We start from the raw sequence: 2,146 nt of genomic DNA, 5'->3' as shown, positions 1-2,146 counted from the left end.
CTGAGTCTGAATCGCTGTCTGAATCCGAGTCGCTATCTGAGTCTGAGTCACTATCTGAGTCTGAATCGCTGTCTGAATCCGAGTCGCTATCTGAATCTGAGTCGCTGTCTGAATCCGAGTCACTATCTGAGTCTGAGTCGCTGTCTGAATCCGAGTCGCTATCTGAATCTGAGTCTGAATCGCTATCTGAATCCGAGTCGCTATCTGCATCAGAATCAGTATCATCACCAATTGCTACTGCCACGTTGTCGTAAAAAACAGTACCGAAAACATAAGCTGATCCATCCGTCATTCTTCCACTATACGGGTCATATTTACCAAACGTAGATTTAAGTGCTACTGCGTCTCCACCTTGTGTATAGTTTCCTTCCAGAACTATAACATACGCTCCAACGTCACCACTACCGCCATAGTCAAAGACTAAGTCATCCCCTTGTACTACCGCAGTAAATTGGCTAGTGATATCAGTGAAATTAGTAGTGTCAGCAGCGTAATCTGTTGTCATATTAGGAGTTAATGCATCTGTATTATTAACTTTGTAAATCTTATAATTACTATTTGCTAAATCTACTTGTGCTAAATTAGTTATGTCAGTAATTCCCGAATTTTGTGCTTCAGTTGGTGTTGCATTTGAAATAACAGTTTGATATTTATTAGCACTTTGTGCAAAGTTTTCGTCTGTCGGATTGACAATAGTTACATATTTGGCAGTCCTTGCATCTTTATCAACTTCAATAACTCTTGCATCAACCGTATATGGAGTCCCTCTATCTGCTGTATTATCTGAATAGTCTGTATTTCCTTTATCATAAACTATATTAACTGTATTTGTGTCACTAGTAGTCCCAGATGACACTGTAATAACTACATTTTGTGTATCATCTGTGATAACTCTCTCATCAAAGAATATACTTGTTGCTCCACTAGCTTTTATATTTTCCAAACCTGATACATTATCATTAAATGTATATACAATAGAGTTTGTTGCTTTATCATAAACTCCAGTTGCGATTGTTTCACCATTTTGAAGTTTTAAATCTGGGAAGAAAACCTCTGAACTTGTCACACCATAAGGATTTATATTATCTGATAGTTTGAAAGTTAAAGTATCTCCACTCGCAACATTTGCTTGTTCAAAGTCAAATGTAAAGTTAAAGTATGGTGCTTGGTCGATATTATAAGTTTGGCCATCAACCAATGATAAGCTAATATTTTTAACTGAATTACTAACATCAGCTGTTTTTAAAACGGAAGTTGTCAGTAAGTCTTTACTTGAAGCAAGACTAATATTTTCCATCATACTTCTATTAAATGTGATATTTGTTGGTGTTGCTACAACTGAATTCTTATCTTGTTCATTAGCTACTGCTGCTAATAGAGCAGCTAATACTTCTTCATTAGTAAGGTTAGCATAGTCAAGATTTAATGATGATAAATTAGCCTTTGCAGCTTCTTCACTAGTTCCTGTAGCTTCTGCAACATATGAAGTCAATAAAGCTTCACGCTCTTGAACTGTCGAAGCTTTCTCTACGTTCGTAACTGCTTCTTTAACAGTTATTTCAGAAACAGGTTTTTCAGTTGTTGGTTCCTCTGTAGTCGGTGCTTCAGTTGTTGGCTCTTCTGTTGTCGGTGCTTCAGTTGTTGGCTCCTCCGTAGTCGGTGCCTCAGTTGTTGGTTCCTCTGTAGTCGGTGCTTCAGTTGTTGGCTCCTCTGTAGTCGGTGCCTCAGTTGTTGGAGCTTCAGTTGTTGGTTCCTCTGTAGTCGGTGCCTCAGTTGTTGGTTCCTCTGTAGTCGGTGCCTCAGTTGTTGGTTCCTCTGTAGTCGGTGCCTCAGTTGTTGGTACTTCTGTTGTTGGTAATTCGGTAGTAGGTGGTGCTTTAGCTGTTTCTGTAGTTGATGTTGATTGCTTTGTTTCTTCTGCTTCAACATCAGTTGGATTACCTAAGAAAATTAATGATCCAATTAAAATCGACGACGTCCCTACTGTGAACTTCCTAATTGAATATTTGTTTAATTTGTTTGATAAGAAGTCTATTCTTCCATTGTTTTTTTTCTTCATATTTTCCTCCGAAAATTAAAATTTAGGTAATTGAATATACAAATTACACTAATTATAGTATTACGTTTCTTATTATATCATCAAAAC

At 37.4% G+C, this 2,146-nt stretch carries 1 protein-coding gene; it reads right to left on the bottom strand.

Annotated elements, in window-relative coordinates:
• A partial coding sequence (locus CD122_RS12490) for an Ig-like domain-containing protein (RefSeq protein WP_103357842.1) occupies positions 1-2,059 on the bottom strand: 2,059 nt, incomplete at its 3' end.
• Positions 2,060-2,146 lie beyond the last annotated feature (87 nt).

Origin of the sequence: Staphylococcus rostri, from assembly GCF_002902145.1 — a bacterium.
Taxonomy (GTDB): domain Bacteria; phylum Bacillota; class Bacilli; order Staphylococcales; family Staphylococcaceae; genus Staphylococcus; species Staphylococcus rostri.
Note: the sequence above shows the minus strand (reverse complement) of the source record. Positions and strands in the feature narration are given on the sequence as shown.